The 24,328-nt window shown below is 66.3% G+C and carries 20 protein-coding genes and 3 rRNA genes; 9 read left to right on the forward strand and 14 right to left on the reverse strand.

What is annotated here, in order from left to right:
* The first annotated feature begins 10 nt into the window (after nucleotides 1-10).
* The 6 genes from J2S35_RS03515 (at nucleotide 11) to J2S35_RS03540 (ending at nucleotide 6,604) form a co-directional block, all read left to right on the forward strand.
* The gene (locus J2S35_RS03515) at nucleotides 11-1,093 is read left to right on the forward strand and encodes an ABC transporter ATP-binding protein (protein ID WP_309849881.1); all 1,083 of its coding nucleotides are present in this window, start codon (nucleotides 11-13) and stop codon (nucleotides 1,091-1,093) included.
* 121 nt (nucleotides 1,094-1,214) lie between these two features.
* A complete protein-coding gene (locus tag J2S35_RS03520) occupies nucleotides 1,215-1,700 on the forward strand; it encodes a hypothetical protein (RefSeq protein ID WP_309849882.1) in 486 nt (161 codons plus the stop codon).
* Nucleotides 1,687-3,147 carry a sensor histidine kinase gene (locus J2S35_RS03525; protein ID WP_309849885.1) on the forward strand — a complete coding sequence of 487 codons (1,461 nt, stop codon included), beginning with the start codon at nucleotides 1,687-1,689 and terminating at the stop codon, nucleotides 3,145-3,147. The genes J2S35_RS03520 and J2S35_RS03525 overlap by 14 nt, the downstream gene beginning before the upstream one ends.
* Nucleotides 3,144-3,800, forward strand: a complete 657-nt coding sequence (locus tag J2S35_RS03530; protein ID WP_309849887.1) for a response regulator transcription factor — start codon at nucleotides 3,144-3,146, stop codon at nucleotides 3,798-3,800. Before J2S35_RS03525 ends, J2S35_RS03530 begins: the two co-directional genes overlap by 4 nt.
* Nucleotides 3,797-5,359, forward strand: coding sequence for an SLC13 family permease (locus J2S35_RS03535; protein WP_309849890.1), 1,563 nt, complete (start codon nucleotides 3,797-3,799; stop codon nucleotides 5,357-5,359). The genes J2S35_RS03530 and J2S35_RS03535 overlap by 4 nt, the downstream gene beginning before the upstream one ends.
* A 27-nt stretch (nucleotides 5,360-5,386) precedes the next feature.
* Complete coding sequence (locus tag J2S35_RS03540) at nucleotides 5,387-6,604, forward strand: glycerate kinase family protein (protein ID WP_309849892.1); 1,218 nt, start codon at nucleotides 5,387-5,389, stop codon at nucleotides 6,602-6,604.
* Between the two features lie 16 nt (nucleotides 6,605-6,620).
* On the opposite strand, the gene J2S35_RS03545 is transcribed toward J2S35_RS03540, so the two are convergent.
* From J2S35_RS03545 to J2S35_RS03590, 10 genes are all read right to left on the reverse strand, one after another.
* The gene (locus J2S35_RS03545; RefSeq protein ID WP_309849895.1) at nucleotides 6,621-7,118 is read right to left on the reverse strand and encodes a hypothetical protein; all 498 of its coding nucleotides are present in this window, start codon (nucleotides 7,116-7,118) and stop codon (nucleotides 6,621-6,623) included.
* A 135-nt stretch (nucleotides 7,119-7,253) separates the two neighbouring features.
* Nucleotides 7,254-7,370, reverse strand: a 5S ribosomal RNA gene (gene rrf, locus J2S35_RS03550).
* A gap of 201 nt (nucleotides 7,371-7,571) precedes the next feature.
* Nucleotides 7,572-10,706: ribosomal RNA gene (locus J2S35_RS03555) — 23S ribosomal RNA — on the reverse strand.
* Between the two features lie 479 nt (nucleotides 10,707-11,185).
* Nucleotides 11,186-12,716 (reverse strand): 16S ribosomal RNA (locus J2S35_RS03560).
* Together the 16S, 23S and 5S rRNA genes form the textbook arrangement of a ribosomal RNA operon.
* 478 nt (nucleotides 12,717-13,194) lie before the next feature.
* Nucleotides 13,195-13,560 (reverse strand): barstar family protein, encoded by a 366-nt coding sequence (locus J2S35_RS03565; protein ID WP_309849897.1) that lies wholly within the window; start codon nucleotides 13,558-13,560, stop codon nucleotides 13,195-13,197.
* Nucleotides 13,557-14,081: a ribonuclease domain-containing protein gene (locus J2S35_RS03570; RefSeq protein ID WP_309849900.1), complete on the reverse strand. Its 525-nt coding sequence runs from the start codon at nucleotides 14,079-14,081 to the stop codon at nucleotides 13,557-13,559. The genes J2S35_RS03565 and J2S35_RS03570 overlap by 4 nt, the downstream gene beginning before the upstream one ends.
* Nucleotides 14,082-14,098: 17 nt before the next feature.
* Nucleotides 14,099-15,076, reverse strand: a complete 978-nt coding sequence (gene rlmB / locus J2S35_RS03575; protein ID WP_309849903.1) for a 23S rRNA (guanosine(2251)-2'-O)-methyltransferase RlmB — start codon at nucleotides 15,074-15,076, stop codon at nucleotides 14,099-14,101.
* A 108-nt stretch (nucleotides 15,077-15,184) separates the two neighbouring features.
* A complete protein-coding gene (gene cysS, locus J2S35_RS03580) occupies nucleotides 15,185-16,630 on the reverse strand; it encodes a cysteine--tRNA ligase (RefSeq protein WP_309849905.1) in 1,446 nt (481 codons plus the stop codon).
* Between the two features lie 9 nt (nucleotides 16,631-16,639).
* On the reverse strand, nucleotides 16,640-18,019 hold the full coding sequence (ispD, locus tag J2S35_RS03585) for a 2-C-methyl-D-erythritol 4-phosphate cytidylyltransferase (RefSeq protein ID WP_309849907.1): 1,380 nt from the start codon (nucleotides 18,017-18,019) through the stop codon (nucleotides 16,640-16,642).
* Between the two features lie 30 nt (nucleotides 18,020-18,049).
* Entirely contained in the window at nucleotides 18,050-18,532 is a 483-nt protein-coding gene (locus J2S35_RS03590) for a CarD family transcriptional regulator (RefSeq protein ID WP_309849909.1), read from the reverse strand.
* 242 nt (nucleotides 18,533-18,774) lie between these two features.
* Between J2S35_RS03590 and J2S35_RS03595 the strand changes: the two genes are divergently transcribed.
* Nucleotides 18,775-19,326, forward strand: coding sequence for a hypothetical protein (locus J2S35_RS03595; protein ID WP_309849911.1), 552 nt, complete (start codon nucleotides 18,775-18,777; stop codon nucleotides 19,324-19,326).
* An 84-nt stretch (nucleotides 19,327-19,410) separates the two neighbouring features.
* Here J2S35_RS03595 and J2S35_RS03600 read toward each other — a convergent pair whose 3' ends face one another.
* The gene (locus J2S35_RS03600; RefSeq protein ID WP_309849914.1) at nucleotides 19,411-20,091 is read right to left on the reverse strand and encodes a response regulator transcription factor; all 681 of its coding nucleotides are present in this window, start codon (nucleotides 20,089-20,091) and stop codon (nucleotides 19,411-19,413) included.
* Nucleotides 20,088-21,245 (reverse strand): sensor histidine kinase, encoded by a 1,158-nt coding sequence (locus J2S35_RS03605; protein WP_309849916.1) that lies wholly within the window; start codon nucleotides 21,243-21,245, stop codon nucleotides 20,088-20,090. Before J2S35_RS03605 ends, J2S35_RS03600 begins: the two co-directional genes overlap by 4 nt.
* A gap of 188 nt (nucleotides 21,246-21,433) precedes the next feature.
* On the opposite strand from J2S35_RS03605, the gene phoU reads away from it, so the two are divergent.
* Nucleotides 21,434-22,096: a phosphate signaling complex protein PhoU gene (gene phoU, locus J2S35_RS03610; RefSeq protein ID WP_309849919.1), complete on the forward strand. Its 663-nt coding sequence runs from the start codon at nucleotides 21,434-21,436 to the stop codon at nucleotides 22,094-22,096.
* A 152-nt stretch (nucleotides 22,097-22,248) separates the two neighbouring features.
* Here phoU and J2S35_RS03615 read toward each other — a convergent pair whose 3' ends face one another.
* Nucleotides 22,249-23,004, reverse strand: a complete 756-nt coding sequence (locus tag J2S35_RS03615) for a phosphoglyceromutase (protein ID WP_309849921.1) — start codon at nucleotides 23,002-23,004, stop codon at nucleotides 22,249-22,251.
* A 30-nt stretch (nucleotides 23,005-23,034) separates the two neighbouring features.
* Between J2S35_RS03615 and J2S35_RS03620 the strand changes: the two genes are divergently transcribed.
* On the forward strand, nucleotides 23,035-23,892 hold the full coding sequence (locus J2S35_RS03620) for a class I SAM-dependent methyltransferase (RefSeq protein ID WP_309849923.1): 858 nt from the start codon (nucleotides 23,035-23,037) through the stop codon (nucleotides 23,890-23,892).
* 102 nt (nucleotides 23,893-23,994) lie between these two features.
* Here the strand turns inward: J2S35_RS03620 and J2S35_RS03625 are convergent, their stop codons facing one another.
* A complete protein-coding gene (locus tag J2S35_RS03625; RefSeq protein ID WP_309849925.1) occupies nucleotides 23,995-24,324 on the reverse strand; it encodes a DUF2516 family protein in 330 nt (109 codons plus the stop codon).
* Between the last annotated feature and the right edge of the window lie 4 nt (nucleotides 24,325-24,328).

Here is a 24,328-nt window from a genome sequence, read left to right on the forward strand (position 1 = left end):
CTAAATTCTCATGGCATCAGTGACCTTTGATCGCGCGTCGCGCCGCTACCCCGGCGCCGAGCGCAACTCCGTCAACGAGCTCTCCCTCGAGATCGCCCACGGCGAGTTCCTCGTCCTCGTCGGCCCCTCCGGCTGCGGAAAGTCCACCTCCCTGCGCATGCTCGCGGGCCTTGAGGAGGTCTCCGAGGGCCGCATCCTCATCGGAGACGACGACGTCACGCACGCCTCCCCCAAGGAGCGCGACGTGGCCATGGTCTTCCAGAACTACGCCCTCTACCCGCACATGACCGTCGCGGAGAATATGGGCTTCGCTCTGAAGATCGCGGGCGTCGGCAAGGAAGAGCGCGCCCAGCGCGTTCAGGAGGCGGCCAAGCTGCTCGACCTCGAGGAGTTCCTCGACCGCAAGCCCAAGGCTCTCTCGGGCGGCCAGCGCCAGCGCGTCGCCATGGGCCGCGCGATCGTCCGCAGCCCCCGCGTCTTCCTCATGGACGAGCCCCTCTCGAACCTCGACGCCAAGCTGCGCGTCCAGACCCGCACGCAGATCGCGGCCCTGACGCGCCGCCTCGACGTCACCACGGTCTACGTCACGCACGACCAGGTCGAGGCCATGACGATGGGCGACCGCGTCGCCGTCCTCAACAAGGGCGAGCTCCAGCAGGTCGACACCCCGCGCAACCTCTACGACCGCCCCCGCAACGCGTTCGTGGCCGGCTTCATCGGCTCTCCCGCCATGAACCTCCTTGAGCTGCCGGCCGAGAACGGCAACGTGACCTTCGGCCACACCGTGTACCGGGTGCCCGCCTCGCTGACGGACGTCGCCACCGGCAACACGGTCACTCTCGGCGTGCGGCCCGAGGACCTCGAGCTCGTCGGCGAGGGCGAGGGCCTCCCGGTTCACGTCGACGTCGTCGAAGAGCTCGGCGCTGACGCGTACGTCTATGGCTCGTCCGAGGTCCAGGGCGAGAAGCGCAGCGTCGTCGTCCGCGTTGACGGGCGCAAGCCCCCGCGCCCCGAGAGCGTCATTCACGTGCGCCCCTCCGAGGGCCACGTTCACCTCTTCGACGCCAAGACGGGCGAGCGCCTCGGCGACTGACCGTCGACGCTCCAGCCGCCGCACCCCCGGCTGAGCGCACTCTCAGGGCCCGCGCCGACTCTCTCGGCGCGGGCCCTGCTGTCTTCATCTTGCCTTCATGGTGGTGAGACATGCTGGGCTCATGCCCGAGAACGATCCCGATCCCGAGCCGCAGGCCTCGGTCCTCAAGCGAGTCGCCGCGCTCCTGGGGGTCCTCGCCCTCCCGCTCGTCCTCGCCTTGGCCAGCCAGACGCTCGCCGCCCCGGCGAATGACCCCCGGGTCGCGGTTCCGCGAGTGACCGTCAGTCTCGTGCCTTCCCCCGCCTCGTCTCCAACGACGACGCCCGCGCCCTCGCCTTCCGCGAGCGCCTCGCCTCGCGCGTCTGCGGCTCCCTCGTCAAGCTCCCCGGCGGCGTCCCCTCGACCGTCCTCGCGGCCGTCGTCGGCTCGTCCCGCCTCGACCGTGCCGGCCCCGCCCACGCCAGCCGCGATGTCGACCCCTCAGACCGCCAACCCGCCGGCCCAACCGCCATCCTCGCCGCAGCAGCCGGTTCCCGCGCCGGTCCAGAGCTACGACAACGATGACGTCGAGACCGACGACGATGGAGACGACCATGGCGACGACTAGCCCGATCTCAGCGCGCCGCCGCATTGCCGCATGGATTCTCCTGACGACGGGCCTGACCCTCCTGGCCCTCCTGCTGACGCTGCGCTCCCTCATGCACCACGACGTGGATCATGCCGCGAACACCGCCATCTCCCAGGAGACCGAGGAGTTCGCGTCCTTCACCCGGGAAGGCAAGGACCCACGCACTGGCGAGGCGTTCACATCCCTGAAGTCCCTCTTCGAGGTCTATCTCTCGCGTCAGCACCCCAACGAGGGCGAGGCGATCGTCGGCGTCTCCGGAGGCAAGGTCCAGTTCCAGGACAACTCCCGCGCGCGGACCTCGGACGGGGCCGTCTACGAGCTGCCGCGCCATCGCGAGGTCCTGCAGGCGATCCAGTCCTCCCCCGAGCCCGGTGGCGTCATCGCGACCCCCGCCGGGGACGTGCGCTGGGGGAAGGTGGACGTGGCTGCCAATCGGGAAGAGGGCCATCTCATCGTCGTGGAGTTCACCTCCGTGCAGCAGGAGCGGAACGATCACATCCTCTTCATGGCGACGATGATCTCCCTCGGTGGCCTCGTGCTGACCTCCGCGATCGCGTGGGTCGTCGCCGGCCAGATCCTCGAGCCGATCCGCAGCATCTCCCGCACCGCGCGGAAGATCTCCGAGTCGGACATCAGCCTTCGCGTCCCCGTGCGCTCTCGGGACGACGTCGGGGAGCTCGCCGAGTCCTTCAACGCCATGCTGGACCGGCTGGAGCGCGCGCAGGAGACCCAGCGGCAGTTCATCGACGACGCCTCCCACGAGCTGCGGACCCCGCTGACCGCCATCCGCGGCCAGCTTGAGCTGCTCGATGAGGACCCCGTGTCCCGCCGGGAGACCCTGCACCTCGTGGACCAGGAGATCTCCCGGATGGGCAGGATCGTCGGCGACCTCCTCCTCATCGCCCGCTCCGAGCGGCCGGACTTCATCCAGCCGCGCGAGGTGGACCTCGCGGAGTTCATGGTGGAGCTCGAAGGCACGCTCCAAGGCCTCGACAGCCGGCCGTGGGTCCTGGAGGACGCCGTCGCGGGCACCGCTCGCGTCGACGCCGAGCGTCTCAAGCAGGCGCTGCTCCAGTACGCCGCGAACGCTCTCCAGTACTCCCCGGAGGGCAGCCCCGTCCGCTTCGGCTCGAGGGTCGTGGAGCGCGAGGGCGTGCGCATGCTGGACTTCTGGGTGCGCGACGAGGGCCCCGGCATCGCCGAGGACCAGCGCAGCCTGATCTTCGACCGGTTCTCCCGGGCCGATCAGCTCAAGGACCGCCACGACGGGTTCGGCCTCGGCCTGGCCATCGTCCGCGGGATCGCCCACGCACACGGCGGGGCCGCCTGGGTGGAGTCGGAGCTCGGAGAGGGCTCGTCCTTCGGACTCGAGTTCCCGCTCTCTGTCATTGAGTACCGCCCGGACACGGAGGAGGTGGCCCCGTGACCCGCATTCTCATTGTCGAGGACGACCTGTCCATCGCCTCTTTCATCGAGAAGGGCCTGCGCGCGCAGGGCTATGCGACCCTTCACGCGGGGGACGGCCGCAGCGCTCTCGTCATCGCCCGCTACGGGGAACTCGACCTCATCATCCTCGATCTGGGCCTGCCGGTCATCGACGGGTTCGGGGTGCTCGAGCAGCTCCAGGCGGAGGGCATCCGCACCCCCGTCATCGTCCTGAGCGCCCGAGACTCGCTCAAGGACCGGCTCACGGGCCTTGAGGGCGGCGCCGACGACTACGTCGTCAAGCCGTTCCAGTTCGCGGAGCTCCTCGCTCGCGTCCGGCTCCGCCTCCGCACGCCCGAGGTGACCCGGGCCACGGTGCTCGAGGCGGCCGGTCTCACCCTCGACCTCCACGCCCGCACCGTCACCGACGGTGAGTCCGACCACACCCTCTCGGGACGTGAGTTCGCCATTCTCGAGGTCTTCATGCGCCATGCGGGCCAGGTCCTCACCCGTGAGCAGCTCATCGGCCATGTCTGGGGCAACGACGAAGAGCCCTCGTCCAACATCGTCGACGTCTACATCCGCACCCTCCGGAAGAAGATCGGCGCAACCCGTCTCTCCACCGTCCGGGGCCTGGGGTACCGGCTCCAATGACGACCCGCTACCGCACCGCCGCCCTGCCCCCCGCAGCGGCCTCTCCCCATCCAGCGTCGCTCGCGTCGAAGCTGGCCGGCGTCGTCCTCTCCCGCAAGGAAGCAGGGGTGGGCCTCCGTCGCCTGCTCGCCGCAGCGGTCACGGCCGCGGCGGCCGTCTGGCTCCTCATCGCTGGCCACTCGCCCGGGGGCCTCTCCGCTGATGCCTCCGTCACCCTTGCCGTCTTCCTGGGGGCGGTCTACTGCTGGATCTTCACGAAGATCGACGACACCTTCGTGGCGCTCGGCGCCGCCGCAGCGCTCATCCTCACCCAGCAGATGCCGACCGAGATGCTGTTCGCCGCCCTCGGCTCGGACCTCATCTGGCTGCTCATCGCCGCATTCGTCATCTCCTTCGGCATCACGAGCTCGGGGCTGACGCACCGGGCGGCCATCCTGCTCTTCAGCAACATCCGCTCCTCCCGCCTCCTGTTCCACCTCGTGACGCTGGCGCTCGTGGCCACCGCCTTCGCGGTCCCGGCCACATCCGGGCGGGCCGCTCTCGCGCTGCCGATCTTCCTTGCCCTCGCGAGCGCCCTCACGTCCTCGGAGGCGCCCAGCTCACTCGCGAAGGGCCTCTCGCTACTCTTCCCGACGGTCATCCTGCTCTCGGCCGTGGGGTCCTTTCTCGGCGCCGGCGCGCACCTCATCACGAGTCAGATCCTTGAAGCGTCCGTGGGACAGGGGTTCGACTTCGCCAGGTGGCTCATCCTCGCCCTGCCCCTCGCGCTCGTCTCCTCCCACGCAGCGGCCGAACTCGTCTACCGCCTCTTCATCCCGGCCTCTGACCGGAAGGCCCCACTCGCACTGACCCTTGAGGCCCTCACCGAGGACGCACCGGCCGAGGTCACCGGCCCGCTCACCACCGAGCAGTCACGTTCACTGACCCTCCTGGCCGGGGCGGTGGTCCTTTGGTGCACCGAGTCCCTCCACGGCATCCACCCCGCTGTCATCGCGCTCCTTGGCGCCCTCCTGGCCTCGTCGCCGAAGTACGGCACCGTCCGCCTGGGGGACGGCATCAAGAAGGTGCCGTGGTCGCTCATCCTGTTCATGGCGGCGACGCTGGCCCTCGGGCAGGCGCTCGTCGACTCGGGCGCCGCGGGAGCGCTCGCCGCGGGGCTCCTCTCCCTCGGCAAGCCCAGCGGCCCCGAAGGCGCTTTTCTCTTTGTCCTCATCGTCATCGTTGCCTCGAGCGTGGCGCACCTCGTCATCCAGTCCAGGTCCGCCCGCTCGGCGGTGCTCGTGCCCATCGTCATCGCCGTCGCGCCCAGCACGGGCGTTGACCCGGTGGCCGCGGCCTTCATCTCCACTGCGGCGGCCGGCTTCTGCCACACCCTGACGAGCTCCGCCAAGCCCGTGGCCATGTTCTCCCGGGTGGAGGACACCGAGGTCTTCTCCTCGAAGGATCTCCTGCGCCTCAGCGCATGGCTCATGCCGCTTCACATTCTCCTCATCCTGCTCTTCTCGCTCCTGGTCTGGCCGGCGCTCGGCATGCCCGTCTTCGCTGACCGCCCCTCCTGAGGCTGCCCACCCATCTGAAAGGCCCCCATGTTCCCTCGTCGAGTACTCGTTGCCCCATCCGGATTCAAAGAGAGCCTCTCCGCACCGGAAGTCGCCGAGGCGATCGCCGTCGGCGTCCGCCGCGTCATCCCCGGCGTGCACGTCCTGCAGGTGCCCATCGCGGACGGCGGGGAGGGCACGGCCGCCACGCTCGCCGAGGCCACCGGCGGCAGGGTCCTGCCCGTCGAGGTCACGGGTCCCACGGGTCAGCCCGTTGCGTCTCACATCGCTCTGCTGGGCGGAGCGGCCCAGGGGACGGCCGTCGTCGAGATGGCCGCCGCGGCGGGCCTGAGCCTGGTGCCCCGCGACCACCGCGACCCCACGCTCACCACCACCTACGGGGTCGGCGAGCTCATCCTCGCCGCGCTGGATGCGGGCGCTCAACGCATCCTCGTCGGCTGCGGAGACTCCGGCACGTGCGACGGCGGGGCTGGCGCGCTCCAGGCCCTCGGCGCCTCGATCACGGACGCCAACGGGTCCGAGCTGCCCCGCGGAGGGGCGCACCTTGTCCACGCCGCCAGGCTGGACCTCTCTGGGGTGGACGCGCGAGTGCTCGAGACCCCCATGACGCTCGCGTGCAACCCGCACAACGTCCTCACGGGGAGCCGCGGCGTGGCCCGGGTCTTCGGGCCCCAGAAGGGTGCCACCCCTGAGCAGGTCGACCAGCTCGCCGAGGGCCTTGACCGGTGGGCCGAACTCCTCGGGCAAGAGGCCGTCTCCTCGGCCACCACCTCAGACTTCCGCACGGGACTCGGGACGGGAGCGTCCGGAGGCCTGGGCGCAGGCTTGGCTGCGATCGGCGCCACGCTCGAGTCCCGGTTCACGGCACTCCTCGACTCCGGCCTGGCCGGGATCGACCTGGACGAGCTCATCTCCGGCACGGACCTCGTCATTACGGCGGAGGGCGCCATCGACTTCCAGACTCCGCGAGGGAAGGTCCCAGCGGAGGTCGCTCAGCGGGCGGCGCGCACAGGCGTTCCCGTGCTGGCCATCGCCGGGTCGCTCGGGGAAGGCGCGCAGGACGTCCACGATGTCGGGATCGGCGCTATCGCCTCCATCATCCCCGTTCCGATGCCTCTCGAGGACGCGAAGGAGCGAGGCGGGGAACTGCTCTCGGCCGCCACCGAGCGGTCCCTGCGCATGATGGCGCTCGGCGCCGCCGTCGAGGCGCGCATGACGCAGAAGCGAGCAGCCGCGCGAAATTAAGGACTTAATGCGACCCCTAGACAGGGGACGCGTTGACGAACCGGGCGTAAGCCTCGACGAGTTCCTCGAGGTCCTCCCGTTCGATCGGCTCACCGTCCGCGGGGTGTCCGGAGTCTCCCCGGGCCCCCGCTGTGAGGCGGCTCCCGCTGCCCTCCGGGTCCGCTGTCAGGACCCAGCCCAGGGTCAGAGGCGACGCCTGCGCCGGGTCCTCAAAGACCATCGACAGCATCAGGGCCTCCGTCGGTGCATCATAAGTCTGCGCAATTCTCGCGAGGCGCACCGACTCACCAGTCCTCAGGACCTCCACAACGTCTGAGCCAGAGAGTTCGACGCCGGAGTCCTCGTCTGCCTTCAGCTCCGCCGGCCACCAGAGGTGCAGATGCTCGACGAAACCCGAAACTGCTTCGACCAAGCTCAGGGGAATGCTCCATGCTCCGAGGCTCTCAATCGCCGTGGGCGCGGGGCTGCGGTGTTCGGGCTGGGTGTCGAGCGGGTGCGAGAAGAGGTCGTCCATGCGTCCAGACTATCGACCAGAGGAGAGGCCGTGGACCGAACCGGGTCCTTGCCAGGCACCCGGGTTTTGGGCATAAAAAAGAGAGGGAAGAAAAAGAACAGTGTATGTTCTTTTTCTTCCCTCTCAGGAAAAATTGTCCGGCTGCGACCTACTCTCCCACACCCTCACGAGTGCAGTACCATGGGCGCTGTGGGCCTTAGCTTCCGGGTTCGGGATGGGACCGGGCGTTTCCCCCACGCTATGACAGCCGTAACACTATACCCAACACCCACACAGGGCGGGCTGGGAAACCTATGATCAAAACATATCCTACCACACCCCCGCAGCCAATCCACAAAAGACAGACCACAAAGGGGGGGTGGTGGGGTTCTTGATCAAGAACCGCATAGGGACGCGAACACAACAGTCATTGCGACGTGCACAATCAACACCCACACACAAACGGTGTGGGGGGTGGTGTAAGTTATCGGCTTATTAGTACCGGTCAGCTCCACGGGTCTTTAGTCCCCGCTTCCACATCCGGCCTATCAACCCACTGGTCTAGGTGGGAGCCTCTCACACCAAAAGGTGCATGGAAATCTCATCTCGAAGTGGGCTTCCCGCTTAGATGCTTTCAGCGGTTATCCCTTCCGAACGTAGCGAATCAGCGGTGCACCTGGCGGTACAACTGACATACCAGAGGTTCGTCCGTCCCGGTCCTCTCGTACTAAGGACAGATCTTCTCAAATTTCCTGCGCGCGCAGCGGATAGGGACCGAACTGTCTCACGACGTTCTAAACCCAGCTCGCGTACCGCTTTAATGGGCGAACAGCCCAACCCTTGGGACCTACTCCAGCCCCAGGATGCGACGAGCCGACATCGAGGTGCCAAACCATGCCGTCGATATGGACTCTTGGGCAAGATCAGCCTGTTATCCCCGAGGTACCTTTTATCCGTTGAGCGACGGCCATTCCACAATGTACCGCCGGATCACTAGTCCCGACTTTCGTCCCTGCTCGAGATGTCTCTCTCACAGTCAAGCTCCCTTGTGCACTTACACTCGACACCTGATTGCCAACCAGGCTGAGGGAACCTTTGGGCGCCTCCGTTACTCTTTAGGAGGCAACCGCCCCAGTTAAACTACCCATCAGGCACTGTCCCTGACCCAGATCATGGGCCGAAGTTAGATATCCACGATAGCCAGAGTGGTATTTCAACGATGACTCCACGAACACTAGCGTGCCCGCTTCACAGTCTCCCACCTATCCTACACAAGCTACAGCGAATACCAATACCAAACTATAGTAAAGGTCTCGGGGTCTTTCCGTCCTGCTGCGCGTAACGAGCATCTTTACTCGTACTGCAATTTCGCCGAGTTTATGGTTGAGACAGCGGGGAAGTCGTTACTCCATTCGTGCAGGTCGGAACTTACCCGACAAGGAATTTCGCTACCTTAGGATGGTTATAGTTACCACCGCCGTTTACTGGGGCTTAAATTCTCAGCTTCACACCCAAAGGATGTTAACCGGTCCTCTTAACCTTCCAGCACCGGGCAGGAGTCAGTCCGTATACATCGTCTTGCGACTTCGCACGGACCTGTGTTTTTAGTAAACAGTCGCTTCCCCCTGGTCTCTGCGACCCTGACCCGCTCACCACAGCATGTGTGGATCACAGTTGGGGTCCCCCTTCTCCCGAAGTTACGGGGGCATTTTGCCGAGTTCCTTAACCATAATTCTCTCGATCGCCTTAGTATTCTCTACCTGATCACCTGTGTCGGTTTGGGGTACGGGCAACAGCCAACCTCGCGTCGATGCTTTTCTCGGCAGCATAGGATCACTCAATCCCCCCAAACGGGGGTCCCATCAGATCTCAGGCTCACACGTGACGGATTTGCCAATCACGCACCCTACATCCTTAGACCAACTCTTCCAATCGTTGGCTGAGCTACCTTCCTGCGTCACACCTGTTAATACGCTTACCTCCCCAGTTCAGGTCCCGCGCTCCCCGTCACAGTCATCACAAAACCAAAGGCCTTGCAACAATCACGGACGGTTCGGGCGGTTAGTATCACCAGCTCAGTATGGGCGGTTGACCACTGGTACGGGAATATTAACCCGTTGTCCATCGACTACGCCTGTCGGCCTCGCCTTAGGTCCCGACTAACCCAGGGCAGATTAGCTTGACCCTGGAACCCTTGATCATCCGGCGGACGGGTTTCTCACCCGTCTTTCGCTACTCATGCCTGCATTCTCACTCGTGTGGGCTCCACGACTAGTTCACACTGCCGCTTCACTGCCCACACGACGCTCCCCTACCCATCCAGACAACTGAACCACGAAGGCTAGTCGAATATCTGAATGCCACAACTTCGGCGGTGTACTTGAGCCCCGCTACATTGTCGGCGCGGAATCACTTGACCAGTGAGCTATTACGCACTCTTTCAAGGGTGGCTGCTTCTAAGCCAACCTCCTGGTTGTCACAGCAACTCCACATCCTTTCCCACTTAGCACACGCTTAGGGGCCTTAGTTGGTGGTCTGGGCTGTTTCCCTCTCGACTATGAAGCTTATCCCCCACAGTCTCACTGCTACGCTCTCACTTACCGGCATTCGGAGTTTGGCTGACGTCAGTAACCTTGTAGGGCCCATCGGCCATCCAGTAGCTCTACCTCCGGCAAGAAACACGTAACGCTGCACCTAAATGCATTTCGGGGAGAACCAGCTATCACGAAGTTTGATTGGCCTTTCACCCCTACCCACAGCTCATCCCCTCCATTTTCAACTGAAGTGGGTTCGGTCCTCCACGACGTCTTACCGTCGCTTCAACCTGGCCATGGGTAGATCACTTCGCTTCGGGTCTAGACCGTGCCACTCAAACGCCCTATTCAGACTCGCTTTCGCTACGGCTTCCCCACACGGGTTAACCTCGCGACACAGCACTAACTCGCAGGCTCATTCTTCAAAAGGCACGCTATCACCCCACAAAAAGGGCTTTAACGGATTGTAGGCACACGGTTTCAGGTACTATTTCACTCCCCTCCCGGGGTACTTTTCACCTTTCCCTCACGGTACTTGTCCGCTATCGGTCATCAGGAAGTATTTAGGCTTACCAGGTGGTCCTGGCAGATTCACACGGGATTTCTCGGGCCCCGTCCTACTTGGGAAACAACACACAAGCGCACGCACGTAACCGGTTACGGGACTCACACCCTCTCTGGTCGGCCATTCAAAACCGTTCACCTCACGCCATGCCATCCTTGCCACAGAAAAGCAGCCCTGTGACGGTTGCTCCCACAACCCCGCTGATGCAACCCCTGCTCGGTATCACACACCAACGGTTTAGCCTCATCCGCTTTCGCTCGCCACTACTCACGGAATCACTTTTGTTTTCTCTTCCTATGGGTACTGAGATGTTTCACTTCCCCACGTTCCCTCCACATGGCCTATGCGTTCAGCCATGGGTCACCGCATCAAGTGCGGCGGGGTTCCCCCATTCGGACATCCTGGGATCAACGCTCGGTTATCAACTCCCCCAGGCTTTTCGCAGATTCCCACGTCCTTCATCGGCTCCTGATGCCAAGGCATCCACCGTGCGCCCTTAAAAACTTGACCACACCACACAACACCCACAAGGATGCCGCATGGATGATCGCACACAGAACAATCAAGAAAAAATTCTCGAACATTGCAATAAAATTGATGCTCGCGTCCACTATGCAGTTCTCAAACAACAACCCACTCCACACCAACCAACCACACACAGTGCGATCAGCCCAGCTGCAGGCAGGACAACCAGAAACACACAACCCGACCATCCAACAGGACAGCCCAGATTGTTGCTTCAGGACCCAATAGTGCACCAAAGACCAGCCACACACCCCAACACACCCCTTTCCATCCCAACCAGGCCCCCACCGAAGCAGGAAACCCATCAGAAGTACTCAGGACACGCCAGAAACATGACCAGCCACAATTCGTTGAGATTCCACCCATGAGCACTCACCACGACACACTCGGCCGTGCAATGAGTAACACTGACACACACCCACCACCACAATCGCGGTGACAGGCCATGTGTAGTAGCTCCTTAGAAAGGAGGTGATCCAGCCGCACCTTCCGGTACGGCTACCTTGTTACGACTTAGTCCCAATCGCTCGTCCCACCTTCGACGACTCCCTCCCACAAGGGGTTAGGCCATCGGCTTCGGGTGTTACCAACTTTCGTGACTTGACGGGCGGTGTGTACAAGGCCCGGGAACGTATTCACCGCAGCGTTGCTGATCTGCGATTACTAGCGACTCCGACTTCACGTGGTCGAGTTGCAGACCACGATCCGAACTGAGACCGGCTTTTTGGGATTAGCTCCACCTCACAGTATCGCAACCCATTGTACCGGCCATTGTAGCATGCGTGAAGCCCAAGACATAAGGGGCATGATGATTTGACGTCGTCCCCACCTTCCTCCGAGTTGACCCCGGCAGTCTCCCACGAGTCCCCACCATTACGTGCTGGCAACATGGAACGAGGGTTGCGCTCGTTGCGGGACTTAACCCAACATCTCACGACACGAGCTGACGACAACCATGCACCACCTGTGAACCAGCCTCAAAGAGGGGCGACCATCTCTGGCCGTTACTAGTCCATGTCAAGCCTTGGTAAGGTTCTTCGCGTTGCATCGAATTAATCCGCATGCTCCGCCGCTTGTGCGGGCCCCCGTCAATTCCTTTGAGTTTTAGCCTTGCGGCCGTACTCCCCAGGCGGGGCACTTAATGCGTTAGCTACGGCGCGGAAAACGTGGAATGTCCCCCACACCTAGTGCCCAACGTTTACGGCATGGACTACCAGGGTATCTAATCCTGTTTGCTCCCCATGCTTTCGCTCCTCAGCGTCAGTTACAGCCCAGAGACCTGCCTTCGCCATCGGTGTTCCTCCTGATATCTGCGCATTTCACCGCTACACCAGGAATTCCAGTCTCCCCTACTGCACTCTAGTCTGCCCGTACCCACTGCAGACCCGGGGTTGAGCCCCGGGCTTTCACAGCAGACGCGACAAACCGCCTACGAGCTCTTTACGCCCAATAATTCCGGATAACGCTTGCGCCCTACGTATTACCGCGGCTGCTGGCACGTAGTTAGCCGGCGCTTCTTCTGCAGGTACCGTCACTTTCGCTTCTTCCCTACTGAAAGAGGTTTACAACCCGAAGGCCGTCATCCCTCACGCGGCGTCGCTGCATCAGGCTTGCGCCCATTGTGCAATATTCCCCACTGCTGCCTCCCGTAGGAGTCTGGGCCGTGTCTCAGTCCCAGTGTGGCCGGTCACCCTCTCAGGCCGGCTACCCGTCGTCGCCTTGGTGAGCCATTACCTCACCAACAAGCTGATAGGCCGCGAGTCCATCCAAAACCACTACAAACGTTTTCCACTCCCATGCCATGCGGCAGGAAGTCGTATCCGGTATTAGACCCAGTTTCCCAGGCTTATCCCAGAGTTAAGGGCAGGTTACTCACGTGTTACTCACCCGTTCGCCACTCATCCACACCAGCAAGCTGGTGCTTCAGCGTTCGACTTGCATGTGTTAAGCACGCCGCCAGCGTTCATCCTGAGCCAGGATCAAACTCTCCGTAAAAAACATACGAAAGAACACCAGCAACCAGACCGGGAAAACGGTCACAGCACTGATGCCAATCAAAATTGGTTTTCACCATGGCTATAAAACTTTTGTCACTGACCAGCCCACGGGGTGCGGACCAGCCAGACAACATTGTCTACAACCAAATGTAAATAATTCGGTCTCAACAAACTTGGCACACTATTGAGTTCTCAAACAACAATCACTAGTCCGGCACCACGACCAACCCGAAACCCTCAGGCTCCTCATCGTTGGCCGCTCGCTCCGAAGCAACTTTTCAAGCCTACCAGGTCTTCCAGCTCTTCGCAAGTCCTGATCCGTTCGTTCCCGAACCGTTCATCCCTTGCGCTGCTTTCCGTAACCCGGCGCGAGATAAAACTCTACACGGCTTCGGCGCAGATGCAAAATCGGGGCGCTCCCACCCGCCATCGGCGGGCCTGGAGCGCCCCGAATCCGCGTCACCACGTGGATCTCGTCAGGCTCGAGGTGCCCGGACCACCACAACCTCGAGGGGGAAGACGCTGCTCGCCTGATCCTCGGTCTCGGCCAGGATCTCCTCCACAGCGGCCATCGTGTCCGTGCCCTGCATGTCCTCGTGTTCGCCGAGGATGATCGTGCTCGGCCCGGTCATCGCGTACGTGAAGTCCCGCATCGCGTCGGCGAACGCGTCAAGGTTCCGTCCGAAGTAGCTCGGAAAGGACAGCCGGCGGGCGAACGCCCGCATGAGGTCGTCCTTCGTGGGCTCCGGATACACGGGCAGCGGCAGTTTCCCGCTCTCCTGCGCCTCGTCGCACTGCGCCTCGATCTCCGCCTCGACGTCTCGTGCCTCAACGAACCTCACTGGCCCTCCTCGATGAACTTGAACGTCTCATAGTGGTCACTCGTGTAGTACTTCTCCGCGCCGCCGCCGACAACGATCCGCCGCGCTCCCCGCGACGAGCTCCCCGGGGTCGGCACCGTGTACTCGCGGTAGTAGCCCCGCTTCTTTCCCGGCAGCAGCTTCTCGTAGTTGCCGAACACCACGCCGTCCCGCTCATACGCGAACGGGCCGCCCTTCCGGATGGCTGTGAGCACGCGGCGTCCCTCCGCCGGCAGCTCTGACTCCTTGACGGTGTCCATTCCGGCGGGCGCCGTCGTCGACCCCGAGGAAGCAGCGCCGGAGCGCTTCGGTTCCGCACCGCGCACGGACGCGGAGGGAGAGGGCGACGACGAGCTGGCGCCACCGACCCCGCACCCCGAGAGGAACAGGGCCGCCGCGGCGAGACCCGCCCCGAGCAGGCGCAGGCGCGCTGGACGGCCACGGCCTCCGCCGCTGGCCGAGACCGACAGAACCCCGCCGGACGGCTCCATGCGCGCGTTCACGTCGCCGAGCTTTGAGCTCACGACGCGCTGGTGCTTCGGCGCCGGGACACCTCGTACAGGGAGATGCCGACGGCCATCGACGCGTTGAGGGACTCCATCGCCGAGTCGATGGGGATGGAGACGATCTGGTCGCAGTTCTCGCGGACGAGCCGGGACAGCCCCTTGCCCTCGGAGCCCACCACGAGGACGACCGGCTCGGAGGCCAGTGCGAGCTCAGGGAGGGAGACGTCGCCGTCACCGTCGAGGCCCAGGACGAAGAACCCGCGCTTCTGCGCATGCTTGAGCGTCTGGTTGAGGTTCGAGGCCTTCGCGACGGGGACGCGCACGGCGGCGCCCGCGGAGGTCTTCCACGCTGTCGCCGTCACGCCTGCTGAGCGGCGCTCCGGGACGATGACCGCGTGTCCCGCGAACGCCGAGACGGAGCGGATGATGGCGCCGAGGTTGCGCGGGTCCGTGATGCCGTCGAGCGCGACGACGAGCGGGGCCTGAGGGATGTACCCCTTGGCCCACTGGTCCGCGAGGGAGTCGAGGGTCTCCACTGCATCGGAGTACTCGTACGGCGGGATGACGAGCGCGAGCCCCTGGTGGACCGCGCCGTCTGTGAGCCGATCCAGCTCCTGCCGGCTCGCCTCAAGCAGCGCGATGCCCTGCTCCGCGGAGAGCTTGAGGGCCTCTTTGACGCGGTCGTCCATCTCGATGCGCGTGGCCACGTAGAGCGTCTTCGCGGGGATCCCGGCGCGCAGGGCCTCCACAACGGAGTTGCGGCCGGCGACGGTCTCGTTGGTCGGCTTGTCGCGCCGCGAGCGCTGCGGGGCCCGCTTGGCTGCGCTGCGCTCCGCCAAGACCTTGGCCTTGTGCGCCTTGTGGTAGACGCGGTCCTCCGCCTTGGGCGTGGGACCCCGGCCCTCGAGCGCTTTGCGCCCGTGACCGCCTGTACCGACCTGGGGGCCCTTCTTCGGAGTCTTCCGCTGAGCGCCCGGACGCTGACCTGCCATGAACTGCTGCCTTCTGTTGGAGGCGCCTGACGCCGACGACGGTTCGTCGCCCGGGCGGCACCCGTTGTCTCTCGTGAGTGCCAGTCTACGGGCCGGGCCCGCCGCGGGTCAGGCCCGCAGGGACCAGCTGCTGCCCTCCGCGCCGTCTTCCACGACGACGGAGGCCGCCGCGAGAACGTCCCGAAGGCGGTCCGCCTCGGCCCAGTCCTTGCGCTCCCGGGCCGCGCGGCGCTGGGCGATGACGTCCTCGACGAGTGCCGCGAGGGCCTCCGACTCCCGCGAGGCCGAGGCACCGGCGGCTGATCCGGCGTCGTCCAATCCGAGCACCCGCGTCATGGCGAGGACGGACGCGGCAAGGCGCTGGGCACCCTCCCTGTCCCCCGCCGCGAGCGCGATGTTGCCGTCCCGGACCGTCTCGTGGAGTGCCGCGAGGGCCTGGGGGGTGGAGAGGTCGTCGTCCATGGCGGCCGCGAACGCCTCGGGCACCTCTGCCCCGGGCTCCACGTCCCCCGCCTTGGCAAGGAACGCGTCCACGCGGGCCAGGGCCGTGGCAGCAGCCTCGACGGAGGACGGGGAGTCGGCCGTCGCGGGCCGGTAGTCCAGCACGGAGCGGTAGTGGGCGGCGAGGAACGCGTACCGGACAGCGCGCGGTCCCACGGCCTCGATGAGCTCGCGGGGCGACACTGTGTTGCCAATGGACTTCGACATCTTCTCGCCGCCCATGGTGACGAGCCCGTTGTGCATCCAGAACCGGGCGAAGTCGTCCCCGGCCGCGCGCGACTGTGCGAGCTCGTTCTCGTGGTGCGGGAAGCGCAGGTCCAGGCCTCCGCCGTGGATGTCGAACGTCTCCCCGAGGTAGCGCCCGGCCATCGCCGAGCACTCGAGGTGCCACCCGGGGCGGCCGGCGCCCCAGGGGCTCGGCCACGAGGCGCTCTCGGGCTCCCCGTCTTTGCGCCCCTTCCAGAGGGCGAAGTCCCGCGGGTCTCGCTTGCCGCGCGGGTCCGCGTCCGGGGCTTCCTGCATGTCCTCAACGGACTGGCGGGTGAGGGCCCCGTACTCGGGGAACGAACGGACGTCGAAGTAGACGTCTCCCGAGTCGTCGAGGGCCGGGTAGGCGTGCCCGGCGTCGATGAGGCGCTGAATGAGCGCGTGCATCTCGGTGATGTGCCCCGTGGCGCGCGGCTCGTAGGTGGGGCGGCGGACGCCGAGGGCGTCGTAGGCCCGGGCGAACGCCTGCTCGTACCGGTACGCGAGCGCCCACCACTCCTCGTCCGGCACCTGGCCGGGGGCGGGGTCGGTGACGCCGCGCGAGGCCTCGGACTTGGCGAGGATTTTGTCGTCGATGTCCGTGACGTTGCGGACCGTGGTCACGCGGTAGCCGCGGTACTCCAGCCAGCGCACCAGCGTGTCGAAGGCGACTGCGGAGCGCACGTGCCCCGCGTGCGGCTCGCCCTGCACCGTGGCGCCGCAGTAGTAGACGCTGGCCTCCCCCGGGCGGACGGGGACGAAGTCCCGGATCTCACGGCTGGCGGAATCAAAGAATCGAAGGGTCACCCTTCCAGCCTAGACGCTCGGCTCCCGCTCTGGCCGGGGCTGCCCGGCGGCGGGTGCCACGAGCGCCGAGGCCACAGCCATGACGCCCTCCTTGCGGCCGAGGAAGCCGAGGTGGTCGGTCGTCGTCGCCGAGACCGTCACGGGCGCTCCCGCGATCTCGCTCAGCCTCCGCTGCGCCTCCTCCCGCCTGGGCGAGAAGACGGGCCCCTGAGCGACGAGCTGCACGGCGATGTTGCCGATGACGAACCCGGCCTCCCGCGTCAGCCGCGCCGCCTCGCCGAGGATGCGCTCCCCGCTGGCCCCCGCCATGTCCGGGCGGTCCACGCCGAACACCGAGCCGAGGTCCCCGATGCCGCTCGCCGAGAAGAGGGCATCCGCGCAGGCGTGCGCCACGACGTCCCCGTCCGAGTGGCCTTCCAGCGCCCGCTCCCCGGGCCAGTCGAGGCACGCAAGCCACAGGACGCGCCGCGGGTCGTCCGAGAAGCCGTGGACGTCGACGGCCACGCCCGTGCGGGGCATCGGGAAGGCGGGCTCTGGGAGCAGGGTCTGCGAGCCCTGGGGGCTCTGGGGCGTCACCATGGCGGGACCTCCTGGGGTTGGAATGGACGACGACGGGCCTGCCGGCTCCTCCCTCGCCGCGAGAATGTGCTCCGCAAGGACGACGTCGAGGGGCCCGGTCACCTTGAGCCCGTCCGCGTGGCCGGGGACCAGGCGCACGTCGAGGCCGAGCGCCTCGAGGAGCATGGCGTCATCGGTGGCCTCGACGCCGCCGGGGCGGGAGTGGGCGAGGCGAAGGGCCTCCGTGCGGAAGCCCTGGGGAGTCTGGACGGCGCGGAGGCGGGACCGGGGCGGGGTCGAGGAGATGTGCGCCCCGTCGTCGGAGACGAGTTTGACCGTGTCCACGACGGGCACAGCGGGGATGGCGCCGTCCGCGCCGGCCCCGAGGGCCGCGAGAACGTCGGCGAAGACCGAGGGGGGAACCAGCGCCCGGGCGCAGTCATGCACGAGAACGCGCTCGGTCTCCACCGCAGCGAGGCCTGCGCGGACCGAGTCCGAGCGCTCCGCACCGCCGTCCACCCAGCGGATCCGGCCGGCGGCCTCCGCGCCGAACGCGGACTCGACAGCCTCGCGAAGGCGCGGGTCAGCAGGCGGCTGGAGCACGACGATCTGCGCCAGCGGGAGCGCCTGCCCGACGCCGCGCAAGGCATGGACCGCAAGGGGCTCGCCCCTCAGCGGGGCGAGGGCCTTGGGCACCCCAGCACCGAGCCTCGTCCCCTGCCCGGCCGCGGCAAGGATGACGGTGACGCCCGCGCCGGCCGCGGCGTCAGGGCTCGGGTACGCCGAAGGCGCCGCACTGTCTGCGGCGCCTTCGGGCTGAAGTGCAGTCACATCGGGACGCTTCACTGGGTGTGTCCTGGGCTAGGAGGCGAGGACCTCGTCGAGGACGGTCGCCGCCTGCTCCTCATCCGTCTTCTCCGCGAGCGCGAGCTCGGAGATGAGGATCTGGCGGGCCTTGGAGAGCATCCGCTTCTCGCCGGCGGAGAGGCCGCGGTCGTTGTCGCGGCGCCACAGGTCGCGGACGACCTCGGCGACCTTGATGACATCGCCAGAGGCGAGCTTCTCCAGGTTGGCCTTGTAGCGCCGGGACCAGTTCGTGGGCTCTTCGACGAGCTCGGCCCGGAGGACGTCGAACACGTGCTCGAGGCCTTCCTTGCCCACGACATCGCGGACGCCGACCATGTCCACGTTCTCAGCGGGGACTTCAATCGTGAGGTCTCCCTGCGCGACTCGGAGCCGGAGGTACATCCTCTCCTCACCCTTGATGACCCGCGTCTTGATCTCTTCGATCGTTGCGGCTCCATGATGGGGGTAAACGACTGTCTCGCCAACCTCAAAAATCATGTGGATATTCCCCTTTCGCGACCTCCACTTTAGCATGGCGGCGCGGTTGTGGGGCCTGGCGCTTTACTTTCGAGATCCCCTCGCGATACGTTCGGAGACTGACTTCTCCCTCCCCTCGGGCCTCCCTGTGCCGCCCCCTTCCCTCCCTCGCGCAGGTGAGCGGGTATCCTGAGATCACGACGCCGTCCGCCTTGCGCCTCGTCGGCCGCAGACACACCGCCACGCCTTCAGGAGTATTGAGAGTGACCAACCTTCGAGCCATCCGCGCCCGCCGCACCGCCGCGGCCGTTATCCTCGCCGCTTCGCTCGCCGGGGCCACAGGCTGCAGCGCGATCAACGAGCAGGCCACCACCAAGACGTACAACCCCTCGGATGGCGTCTCCGCGTCCCTGCACGCCCCCTCCTCCGACGTCCAGATGCGCAACATGCTCATCGTCACCAACGCCAAGGACAAGCCGGGCCGCCTCCTCGGCACGCTCGTCAACACGGGGTCTTCCCCCGTGACGGTCCAGTTCACGGTCGGCTCGACCAAGGTCGCGAAGCCCATCACGGTCCCCGCCGGCGCCAAGAACACGGTCTCTCTCGAAGACAAGGGCAACGAGGTCGAGATCGCCAGCACGCCCAAGACGCCTGGCGAGAATGTCAGCGTGACCGCCACGGCCGGGGGCAAGTCCGCGGAGTTCTCAGCACCCGTTCTGGACGGCACGCTGGAGCAGTACCGCGCGTTCATCCCGGGCGGCTACACCCCGGCGCCCAAGGAGACCACGGCCCCCTCCAAGAGCTCCGGTCACTAGCTCTCAACGGAGTCCGGCACCTCGCCCGGCTCCAGACGCAGGAAGGGCCCCGCCACTGGCGGGGCCCTTCCTGCGTCTGGAGCTCTAAGACTCGAACTTGTACCCCAGCCCACGCACCGTCACGAGGTGCCGCGGGTTCGAGGGGTCGGGCTCGATCTTGCTGCGGAGGCGCTTGACATGGACGTCGAGCGTCTTGGTGTCTCCCACGTAGTCGCTGCCCCAGACCCTGTCGATCAGCTGCCCCCGCGTCAGAACACGGCCCGTGTTGCGCAAGAGCATCTCGAGGAGTTCGAACTCCTTGAGGGGCAGGGCCACCTGCTCTCCGTTGACGCTGACGACGTGGCGCTCCACGTCCATGGAGACCGGGCCTGCCGCGACGGTGCTCGTCACGAGGTCCTCGGGCTCAGCGTGGCGGCGGAGGACCGCCCTGATCCGAGCAACGAGCTCTCGCGAGCTGTACGGCTTGGTCACGTAGTCGTCGGCGCCGAGCTCGAGGCCCACGACCTTGTCGATCTCGGAGTCCTTGGCCGTGAGCATGATGATCGGCACGTTGGAGGTCTGACGGACGGCGCGGCAGACCTCCGTTCCCGACATGCCGGGAAGCTGCAGGTCGAGGAGGATGAGGTCCGGCGTCCACCGCGAGAAGTCCACGAGGGCGGCATTGCCGTCGGCTGCGACACGCGCCTCATACCCCTCCTTGCCCAGCAGGTAGGCAAGCGGATCGCTCAGAGATTCCTCGTCCTCGACGATGAGGATGCGCGTCATGGCATTTCCCTTTCATTCTCATCGGCAACCGCCGACTCGTCCATTTGCGGCAGCCGGACAGTGAACGTCGAGCCCTGCCCCTCGTGGGACCAGACCGTGACGTCACCGCCGTGGTTCGTGAAGACATGCTTGACAATGCTGAGGCCCAGCCCCGTGCCGCCGGTCTGGCGGGAGCGGGCCGCGTCCACTCGGTAGAAGCGCTCAAAGATGCGCTCCTGGTCCTCCGGGGAGATGCCCGGGCCCTGGTCCGTGACGGAGACCGTGACGACGCCGTCGACGAGGCGCGCGCCGACGCCCACGGTGGTCCCTGCCGGCGAGTAGCGGATGGCATTGTCGATGAGGTTCCGCAGCCCCATGGTGATCTGCTCGGCGTCCGCGTGGACGTAGGCGCCGAGGGGCCGCCCGGCGCGGATGGTGATGCTCTTGGCCTCGGCGGACATCGTATTGCGGTCGATCGCCTCGGAGATGACCGCGTCGATGGACACCCGCTGGCCCTTGATGACCACGTTGGTGCCCTGGAGCCGGGAGAGCTCGATGATGTCCTGAACGAGCGCCGAGAGCCGCTTGGCCTCGATGAACAGGCGCTTGGCGAAGCGGCGCACGGCCTCCTCGTCGTCGGCCGCGTCGTCGATGGCCTCGGAGAGGAGGGAGATGGCGCCGACCGGCGTCTTGAGCTCGTGGGACACGTTGGCCACGAAGTCGTTGCGGACGGCCTCGGTGCGGGTGACCTCCGTGCGGTCGTCGGCCAGGAGGAGGATGAACTCGTCCCCCAGGGCCGCGGCGCGAACGAAGACGACGATGCTCGCGCCGCCGAGCGGCGTGCGCGGAAGCTCGAACTGCGCCTCCTCGACGACTCCGTCCCGCCGCACGCGGTCCGCGATGGACCGGAGCTCCTCGTGGACCAGGCTGTGCCCCCGGATGAGCCCGTAGGCGTACGCGGAGGGATTCGCCTTGACCACGCCATTCGTGGAGTCGACGACGACGTAGCCGCGCCCGACGACGGACAGGACCTCCGCGGCTCCGTCCCCGATCGTGGGGACGGGCTCGTCGACGTGGCCCCGCTTGCGCTCGGAGACCATGAAGGCGTAAACGCCGCCGGCCCCGACGAGGACACCCGCAAGCACGGATACGATGGCAAGGACGGCGGGGTTCACGCCCCCAGCATAGACAGATGACGATCCCCTCTGCGGCGAGCGAGGCTGCGCTGACGGTCTCGTTCAGGCACTGTTCACGTTCGAACCCTCCAGAGTTCACGGGGGCGTGCCAAGGTGCTGAGAGTGGGCTTCTCGCGCCCGCGCCGTAGATCGAACAACGCCCCGGCGACGACCCGAAGGACACCCTAGTGCGCAAGGCTTTCCAGGAAGAACTGGCCACCATCAACGACGAGCTCATCAAGATCGCGGAGCTCGTGACTGCCGCTCTCGAGCAGGCGGTGCAGGCTCTCGAGTCCTCGGACACCGAGCTCGCGCAGAACGTCATCGCCGCTGACGCCAAGATTGACTTCGTCCAGCATGAGGTGGACGAGCGCTCGATCGACGTCCTCGCCCTCGAAGGCCCTGTGGCCTCGGACCTGCGCTTTGTCGTGGGCACGCTCCGGATGAGCATCTCTCTCGAGCGCATGGGAGACCTGGCCCGGCACGTGGCCCAGCTCGTTCGCCTGCGGTACCCCGCCGATGTCCTCCCCGAGGCCATCCGCCCCACCTTCCGTGAGCTGGCGGCCCTCGACCTCGAGATCGCCAAGGACCTCGTGGAGCTTCTCCGCTCCCGGGACCTGACGGTGGCCAACCGCATCCTCACCGCGAACACGCGCGTCAACGAGCTTCACGCGTCGGTGTTCCAGCAGATCGCCAGCGAGGACTGGCAGGGCAACGCGGCCACGAGCGTCGACGTGGCCCTCGCCTCCCGTTACTTCGAGCGCTTCGCCGACCACGGAGTGTCCGTCGCCCGCAAGGTCTCCTACCTCGTCTCCGGCGACTGGGAGCCGTTCAAGGCCACCGCGCCGTAAGGCGCCTCGCTGACAGCAGGAGCGCACCGAAAACACTCGCGCATCAGTCACTACTGACGCAGCAAACACTGAAGGGCCCCGCGGCGCGGGGCCCTTCTTCTGTGCCCGAACAGGCTGGGAGCCGGGCGAGCCCGGCTCCCAGCGGCCACGGGCTAGGCCTTGGGCTTGGCGCTGCCCTGCGCCGCCACGGCCGCGGCGGCCTCAGCAGCGGCCTCCGGATCAAGGTACTGGCCGCCCTTGGTGATGGGCTTGAGGTCCTCGTCCAGCTCGTAGACGAGCGGGATGCCCGTGGGGATGTTCAGGCCCACGATGTCCTCATCCGAGACGCCGTCGAGGTGCTTGACGAGGGCTCGGAGCGAGTTGCCGTGCGCCGTGATGAGGACGCGCTTGCCGGAGCGGATGACGGGGGCGATCTCCGCGTCCCAGTAAGGGACGAGGCGCTCGATGACGTCCTTGAGGCACTCGGTGCGCGGGACCTCGTCCAGGTCCGCGTAGCGAGGATCGTTGGTCTGGGCCCACCGGTCCGCCGGGTCGATGGGCGGGGGCGGGGTGTCGAACGAGCGGCGCCAGAGCATGAACTGCTCCTCGCCGAACTCCTGGAGGGTCTCCGCCTTGTCCTTGCCCTGGAGGGCGCCGTAGTGACGCTCATTGAGGCGCCAGTCCCGCGTGACGTCGATCCACGTGCGGCCCGCCGCCTCAAGGGCGATGGCGCTCGTGACGACGGCGCGCTGGAGGCGGCTCGTGAAAAGGTACTCCGGCAGAAGGTCCGCGTCCTTGAGGAGCTCGCCGGCGCGGCGCGCCTCCTCACGGCCCTGCTCAGTCAGGGGCACATCCACCCATCCCGTGAACAGGTTCTTCTCGTTCCATTCGCTCTGGCCGTGGCGCAGGAGAATCAGTGTGTACGTCATGACCTCACTCTAGCGAAATAGGCTGGAGGGATGGTGGAGAAATCGCGCGAGCTCGCAGTCCGCCCGGGGCGCCCCGTGGGCCACGTGACCCGGGGAACGACAGCCGCCAACCGGATGCGGCGTGTTGACCGCTGGCTCTGCGGCACGCACGCGAGCGTCCTCACGCGCGCCGCCAGGCCCCTCGTCGTCGACCTGGGGTTCGGGGCGGCCCCCTGGACCGCCGCCGAACTGTTCCGGCGAGTCCGCGCGGTGGCGCCGGACGCCGAGCTGATGGGGCTGGAGATCGAGCAGGCGCGGGTGGCCCTGGCGCGGGCCGTCGAGGAGCCGGGGCTGAGCTTTGAGCTCGGCGGATTCGAGCTCGCCACGCCCCGGCCGCCGCGCGTGGTTCGGGCGTTCAACGTGCTGCGCCAGTACGAGGAGAAGGACGTCCCGGGCATCTGGGCCACGATGGCGGCGAGGCTCGATCCCGGGGGCGTGCTCATCGAGGGCACGTGTGACGAGGTGGGGCGCACCGCAGCGTGGGTGTGCCTCGGGCAGGAGGGGCCGCGCACGCTGACGCTTGCCGTCAACCCGTGGCTTGTGTCCCGCCCGAGCGACGTCGCCGAGCGGCTGCCGAAGGCCCTCATTCACCGCAACGTCCCGGGAGAGCCTGTCCACAGGCTCCTCGCGGAGGCTGATCGCGCGTGGGACCGTGCCGCGGCCCATGGTGCGTTCTCGCCGCGCCAGCGGTGGGCGGCCATGGCTCGGGCGCTCACGGATGCGGGGCTGGCCCTGGGCCGTGCACCGTACGGCGGGCGGGTCCTCGGCGGCCCGGCCCGGTGGCGGCTCGGCGAGCTCACCGTGCCGTGGTCCGTGGCGCGCCCGGCAGACGGCCCCCTCGCGGGCTGAGCCAGGGCCGACACCTGGCGATCGGCACGGCCGCGGAGGCACGCCCTTGCGAGGAGTCAGACGAGCAGGGGCCCGGGGCGCACGCCTGCGACGACGGAAGGGCTAGGAGACGGCGCGCTTGACGTCGGCGAGGTAGATGCCCGCCGCGGTGACGCCGATGATCTGGAACATGTTGATGCCCCCGAAACCGGCCGCACCGGAGGGGCCGAAGAACGCACTGACGGCGCCCCAGAGGGTCAGCACGCACACGAGCGCGGAGACGCCCGTGACGGCGAGCCAGAAGCCCTTGGTGCGCTTGCCCATGGCCTCGAACATGCGGGGCTCCCGGCGGGCGCAGTCGAGCACCGCCATCACGGCGACGACGGCCGCGAACAGCGCGAGGCCCGTGTGAACCAGCTGCAGGATCCAGACAAGGAGCGTTCCGATAGTCATAGTG

Source organism: Falsarthrobacter nasiphocae (genome assembly GCF_031456275.1).
GTDB lineage: Bacteria > Actinomycetota > Actinomycetes > Actinomycetales > Micrococcaceae > Falsarthrobacter > Falsarthrobacter nasiphocae.